The sequence below is a fragment of the Natrinema hispanicum genome (genome assembly GCF_004217335.1).
GTDB classification, from domain to species: domain Archaea; phylum Halobacteriota; class Halobacteria; order Halobacteriales; family Natrialbaceae; genus Natrinema; species Natrinema hispanicum.
On sequence record NZ_SHMP01000011.1, the window covers coordinates 99,885 to 106,960 of the forward strand.

A 7,076-nucleotide genomic window follows, 5' to 3' on the forward strand; every position below is an offset into this window, starting at 1 on the left:
ATCTTAACACCCCTGCCTGCTTTTGACCTCGTATCCTAGCTAGAGAGATGGAAGCAACGTCAGAAAATTACGAAGCAACACTCCGCTCCGCGCGGAACTATCTGGACACGGCACGTTCGGAATACCGTTCGGTCGAGGACTTCGATGCAGTTCCGAGCGAACTGGTGGAATCCCTCAACGAACTCGATCGGGAACTCGAAGACCTCGAGGACGTAATTCGCGTTTCCGAACAGGAACTTCGTCGAGCGGAGGACGCCGCCGATCGCGCAGAACTACTACAGTCCGTTCTTGCGACTGTTCGCGATCGAGAGCGGGCCATCATCGAAGCCGATGTCGATCGCCTCCGATTGTGGTTTGACGGCTACGATCGGTTAACGCGACAACGCGAGATCTCTAATTCGACGCGTAGTCGGTGTTCAGAGGTGGAGCGGATCTGTGGGATGATGGAGCAGTTGATAACCAAGAATCGACACGAGAAGGTCCGAACCAACGACAAATTCTCCCCAGAGGCTGTAGATCGGACTCTTCGCGAACTCGACGGGAATCTCTTAGAGGAAGTAGATGCCAGCGAGTATACCGATGCTTGTCTTTCGATCATCGATGATTTGCTCCCCATAATTCACGACGGACTCGGCTCGCTTGCCGATGAGAATGCGGAAAAGTCGTCATTCGCGGACTCACTCGGGGAAGTTAAAAAACGCCGCTCAGATGCCAAAGAGAAGCATGAAACGGATCTGGATGCGGCGGTCGAAGTGGTCCGCATAGCTCTCGAAGGGGCACTTATCCATCACTACTCTGTGAGTAGGGCAGTTGCTAATCAAGACTTCGCAGAAACGTTAGCTGAACTCATTCGCAATCAGGGCCTCGATATCGAGTTAGATTATGAGGAGAGTGCCGCTCGCGGTGACGTTGATGTACTGCTAAGTGAGTTGATATCGGTCATCAGAACAGAAGTAACTCGATCGAAGGGGGCTCGTCTTCGGCGCCTCCTCGAAGAGCATAATGGCAGCGTTAACCGAACAGCAGCAGCGACCGAATTTGCGTTTAGCGAGATACTCGAGACGCTCCAGACGATGTACGATGACAACGAAATCGCCGACGTGGAGGTCACGTTCGAATGAGTTCTGACTCCATCTCTGCACCGGTCGACGAGCAGACCATCGAGACGGCATGGGAGACGTTTACATCCGAAGAGGAGGTGTACCGGTCGGTGAAAAATGATATCCTCGATACCGTAACCGACGCGTGCGCCAGTGGAATAAATGCAGGTAATTACGATGCGACTGCCTCCATGCAAAATGTATTCGAGGCGTTCGTCGACGAACATTGCGCGGATGACGCTCCGTTCGTGACCGATGTGCTGGAATCGGACGCACTCATCGTGGAAGTCCTCGAACGGGGCCACGAACAGGTCGCACAAATCATCTTCCAGCAATTGATCGAAGAACTCGTCGATAACGGCGATCTCCTGTACGTTTACAACCGCCAGCAAGTGCGGAGTCACGTCGCCGAAATGGCGCGATATTTTGCGCTCATCAGGCAGCGTCTATCGAGCGACACGGACTATTCGTTTTCGCCGAACCTCGTGAAAATGGTCAAAATAGCCTCGGCTGACCGCGAGCAGCCGATTATGGGGAAAAACCGCGAGAAAGCGCGGCGATTCCAACAGCCTCTGCGCCGCATCAACGAACAGATCGAAGACGCGGAACCCGCTTGGGAGTTTGAAGATTCACTCGGCAGCGACTGGCGCATGGCCGTCTCGGATACTCTGGAACTGATGGGTGAGTTCTTCCAAACTGGTCTCCCTGAAGAATTCGACTCACTCGCCGCCTATCAGGCCCGTGCGTTCGAGAACGTATTCGTCGATTCGGTCACTCAAGGCGGATCAGAGGCCCGCGATGCGAACGTGGTAACGGCGAGTACGGGCGGAGGAAAGACGGAAGCGTTCCTCTTCCCGACACTCGCGTATTCGCTGTTAGCAAACGAAGCGGGAATCGACGGAACGAAGGCCGTACTGACGTATCCGCGGCGTGATCTCTGCAATAACCAGTTCGAACGACTGTTCTCGTATATAACTACGATCAACGAACTTCAGGGTTCGATCGATGCATCGTTCAGCGACGCCCCGCTCACACTCAGCATTCAGCACGGTGGTCGAGGAGACGTCGAACTCCCGTGTCCCCACTGCGATGACGAAGTGGACGGGACACTCGAACGAAAAGACGACGCGCACTTCGAGTGCCAGCAAGACTCCGATCACGTCGTCCGCTATGCAACCACTGATCGGGGTGCGTCCGCCGACTTCCTCATCACGACCGGTGACTCACTCCATCGCCGTCTGATGGACAAGTACGGGAACGCGGCCCTCTGGTCCGAACCCTACCCACCGAAGTTCCTCGTTCTCGATGAGGTACACGTTTACACCGATCAGGCGGGGATGAACGTGGCGAACGTCGTTCGGCGGTTCAAACAAGCGATGCAGCGGCGTGCTCGTAATCAAGAACCACGCTTCATCGCATCGAGTGCCACAATCAACAATGCGACGGAGTTCACTGGCCGAATCTTCGGGATCGAAGAGTCGTCCGTTAGGCACCTTTCACCCAGTGAAGACGAAAAGGATACGCTTGGCCGCGAACACTTCGTGTTCGTCAAAGCAACCGATCCGCGTGAAGTCATCGTCCCGGTCGGAGACTCGCAGTTTAAACCTCGATCCGAGTGGACCGAGACCGCGCCGACGACCGCGACGAACCTCTCGTGTATGATCCAGATCGCGTTCGCGTTCTATCATACGATGCGGAAAGAACAGGCCGGGGATCGCCCGGGGCTCACCGACAACAAGGACCGAATCCTTGGGTTCGTCGACTCGATCGATTCGGTGAGTCGGCTCGGCGGTTTCGTGCAAGAGACTGAAGAAGAAGGGCTCTTCCGGCTGCGGACTCCCGATGCCGTACTCGGCGAACGAGGAAACAATCCGGACTGTCCTCGAGAGCAGTTCCGAGGTGCGACCGACGACACTTTCGACGAGGGTGCAGTGTGTGAATCACTTCCGCCAAACCCGAATCTGAACGCTTGTCCGGTCTACGAGGACGGAGAATGCTGGTGGACGATGCAGGACAGGCGTCTCGATCTACAGGCGATGGAAGTTGCCATCCACAAGAGTGGTCGCACACAGCATGCCGGAACCGGAGCGACGGTTGAAGACGATTGGGATCAGCTCATTTCGACGAGCGCTCTCGAAGTCGGGTTCGACCACCCAAGTATCATCGGCACCTTCCAGTACCGAGCACCGCGAAACGTCCCCGGTTTTGTACAACGGAAAGGGCGTGGCGGACGTGACGCGGAAGACGAGCCGATCACGGTCGTCGTCCTCGGATCGTCGCCGACCGATTCGTACTACTTCCACCACTCGAACTACCTGAGTGACCCTCGTGATGAACACCTGGATATCCCATTGGACGCGGACAACCGCTTCGTCCGCGCGGAACACATGACTGCTGCCATTGTCGACTACTTCAACGTCACAGACACGACCGACGCAAAGCGATTATTCCGGGGACAGTGGACATCTGGTCCCGGTGTCGGTCCGGATGTCCCGTACTTACGAGACCAATTCGAAGCGCACGAACCCGACATCCGCGACTGGCTCGACTCGGCGTTCGAGGCATCCGCCGAAGAAATCGACCGAGTTCTCCAGGAGTTCGACCAATACGTCGTATCCCTGTTCGAGGAAGTCGCACCTGGAACGGACGATACACCCTATTGGGAGTTCTTCGAACGAGCGATGGACAACCGCCAGACGACGGGCCCGATCGATCAACTCATCGACGCCCTACGCGAGGAGGAGATAGAATGAGCCGCGAATCGCGAGAGAATTCTGGGCTGAGCCGTAGCGATCGAATCGGCCGTCTGCAGGGAATCCGTAAGCAGGTAGACGAATCTGATTTCTCGTATCTCGACCTCGCGGGCATCTTCAACGCCGATCCGGCGGCAAACCCGCCGTACATCATTCCTGAGACATTTATATCCGAGGAGGTGGGCGGATCGCTCACGGTTATCGAAGACGAGAGCGAAGAGGTTCTCGGACAAGAGAATGCGAATCAAGTGTTGAGCAACTTCCTCCCAGGCGGGTACAAGAAGCGCTGGAAGAAGTTCCGACTCTGGCGCGGCGCCTGGGAACTGGGTTCCGATTCCGGTGTTGCAGATATCGGTCCGATGTTCGATTGGGCCCATTCGTACCCACTCACAGAACTCCTCGGAGATGTTTCATCGGTTAACTACACCGAACTTTCGTTCGATCCAGAAGACGTTCGCGTCTACGTTCCTCGGACCATCCGCGTCGACGATTTAGTCGATCCGGATTACGTCTGGCTCGACGACGAGAACATCGTCTGGACGGGAAGACCGCCGATGTCGAGTACGCCGCTCTCGTCGGATCCGACGACGAACTACCTGTGGTTCAAACACACAGCAGAACCGTTCAGCGAGACCGATGATGTATCTGCAATCGCGGATAGTGACGTAGTCACGGGGGTGGCGTTCGAGGAGGACCACGAGTTCGTCCGGTGTTATTACGCGTCCTTGCTCACGCTGTATCCCGAGGGGACAACCCACACGAGATCTGGACTCATTACGTACAGCGTCGAAGACGACGATACAACTGCGTTCGTCGGGACACGTGAGCGGAGCCAAGTCCTCTCGATCGAACTCGACCGGAAGGAACTACGGTCACGGATCGATGCAGCATTCGCTGACAATCCTCGGCTGAAACGCGACGTGAAATTCGCGTATCTGCACCAGCAGTTGTGGGAGCGGTTGTTCTTCGATGAGGAGGCGATCGAACACGAGTTCGCGGTGCAGCCGCTGATGGAACACCTGATCGGTGCCGACTTCTGGCGCCGGACAGTCGAAGAAGACGAGTACGGTGTGTTCAGTCTCTCAGGGCCAGCCTTAGTCCAAACAGTCGAAGAATTATTGCCGACTGATTCTCCAACGCGACTCCGACTTCTCGGACACGAGGGACCTGATTCGTCGCTCGCGCTTCAGACAGTCCGGTACGAGACGGGAACCCTCGCCGAACTCCTTGCTCGATGTCGGAACGATGACCTCGTCGCGGAGTTCGCTGAGGATGTCCTCGTTCACTCGGCCGAACATGCGCTCGCGACGTGGGCGACCGAGTCAACCGGGAGTGGAACTTCGTTCGAACTCTGGTACGATCTCAACTTCCAGGCCAGCGACGACTCACACGCCCGAATCAGCATCTATGACGCTATCGAAGGCGGAGCCGGTATCGCCAAGGAGGTCGCTGAACTCTTTGATACCGACGAGAGTCTCGGTATTGACGGCGGACTAGCCACTCAAGGACAGTGTCATTCGGCGACCGCCGACCGCGCCGCCATTCGTCTTCTGGCGGATCACCCCGACGGATCACTGTACGATATCCAGCAAACAAACCGAGAATATTTCGACGAACTGGTCGACGAAACCCTCGACCGACAGATCTCGGATACAGATGCGTTCAGCAAAGACGACCTGCGATCGCTCGTTACGGCGCGGGTTCGACGATTGTTTGAGACGCGTGAACTCGCCAGGTTTTACTCTTACTTGGCCGCCAGACTGGAGGAACTGACGACCGAACTCGGACGCACACCGCGGACCGCCGATCTGGCACTGTTCTTGGACCGGCACGTCTTCGAGGATCCCAGCATCCAGGCGACGTACGAACGATTCGCGAGCGAAACCGGCCGAAAAGATATCGCCGAGTTAGAGGAACGGCTCGAAGAGTTGACGGTGGGATGTCTCACCGCTTGCCCAGACTGTCTGCAGACAGAGCGAAGTCGTTGTCTGAAAGCGACCGGGCACCAGGGGACGACACTCAACCGGCGATTGCTGACGGAGGTGTTTGATAGATGATTCACGAGTTATCGACGCTGCTCAAGAACCCACCCGATGGTATCGGTGAAGAGATGATGATTCGGTGTCGCGTTCGTAGTGACGCCATGCCGGGAGAGGCCGGCGGTGAGAAAATCGTCTATCTCGTCGACGATCCGGTAGAACGAGAGGCCGGCGTGGCCGCGCTATCGTTTTGGGCAGACTCGCCGTCACCTGACGGCATTCGGGCCACTGACTCCTCTCTCCTGTCGACCCTCGATATTCTGGTCTCGAACGATATAAATGAGGGCCTCGAGGGAATGGGCCTTCGACAGGACGAGGAATTGATCGTCCGTGCGGTGCCCAACTATCGCCCGGGCGAGGGAGAGGCTGATCTCTATCTCAACGTCACTTCGGTCGTTATCCGGTCACCGGAGACGCTGGTAAGCAAAGCGAAACTCAGAGTCCAAGAGCGGTGTTCACGGGAATACTACCTTCGGTACGTCAAGAACGCCTACACAGGAGGTCGATACAACCGTGAAAACTACCAGCGTAGTTCGATCTTCCGCGGAAATGCGGTCCACGAAATCGCGGAGAAAGCGTTCGAAGAGCATCTGGATCGATTTTTGAACGACGAATGGACGCCCGAATCCGTCGAAACGTACTGTACTGAGTTTCTCGACGATGGACTCGGATTCGAACAGGCTCTGCTCGTTTTATCAGGGGCAGGGCTCGACGAACGAGACCACATCGTTGAGATTACGACGCGTCTCTTCACTGACGAGGAACTCCGAGATAGACTCACTGAAGCCGACAGTGTCGAGGTCGAATGGTTCCTTGATCAGGATCTCGGATTCGCCGGCCAAGTCGATCTCTTACTCGACGAGACACCGTACGACATCAAGACTACACGCAATCCAAACGACGAGACGATCGATAAGCATAGCTATCAGTTGAAGCTCTATCTGACTTCACTACTATTCGAGAATTTAGAGAACGGGCAGTCAGTACGAAAGGTGATTGCAGAGGGGCAGACTGCTTACCTAATCTATCCGAACGTAGACGCGGAAGATGTCCGCTTTGTTCCGGTCGAACTCACGTGGTCCGACGTAATCGAGTTCTTGCAAGTCCGTAACGACGCGACGAAGTCCGCTGAATCTTTTGCCCCGCCGTCAACTTACAATCGCGACTGCGAAGACTGCGCGTTT

Annotated in this window: 4 protein-coding genes; all 4 read left to right on the forward strand. The window is 56.0% G+C overall.

Annotated features, from left to right (window positions below; translation table 11 throughout):
- The first annotated feature begins 47 nt into the window (after positions 1-47).
- Entirely contained in the window at positions 48-1,121 is a 1,074-nt protein-coding gene (locus tag BDK88_RS21460; protein WP_092933853.1) for a hypothetical protein, read from the forward strand.
- Complete coding sequence (locus BDK88_RS20980; protein WP_130502046.1) at positions 1,118-3,853, forward strand: DEAD/DEAH box helicase; 2,736 nt, start codon at positions 1,118-1,120, stop codon at positions 3,851-3,853. The genes BDK88_RS21460 and BDK88_RS20980 overlap by 4 nt, the downstream gene beginning before the upstream one ends.
- Positions 3,850-5,910 carry a DUF1998 domain-containing protein gene (locus BDK88_RS20985; protein WP_092933849.1) on the forward strand — a complete coding sequence of 687 codons (2,061 nt, stop codon included), beginning with the start codon at positions 3,850-3,852 and terminating at the stop codon, positions 5,908-5,910. The genes BDK88_RS20980 and BDK88_RS20985 overlap by 4 nt, the downstream gene beginning before the upstream one ends.
- The coding region (locus BDK88_RS20990; protein ID WP_130502047.1) for a PD-(D/E)XK nuclease family protein at positions 5,907-7,076 on the forward strand (1,170 nt) is incomplete at its 3' end. The genes BDK88_RS20985 and BDK88_RS20990, both read left to right, overlap by 4 nt.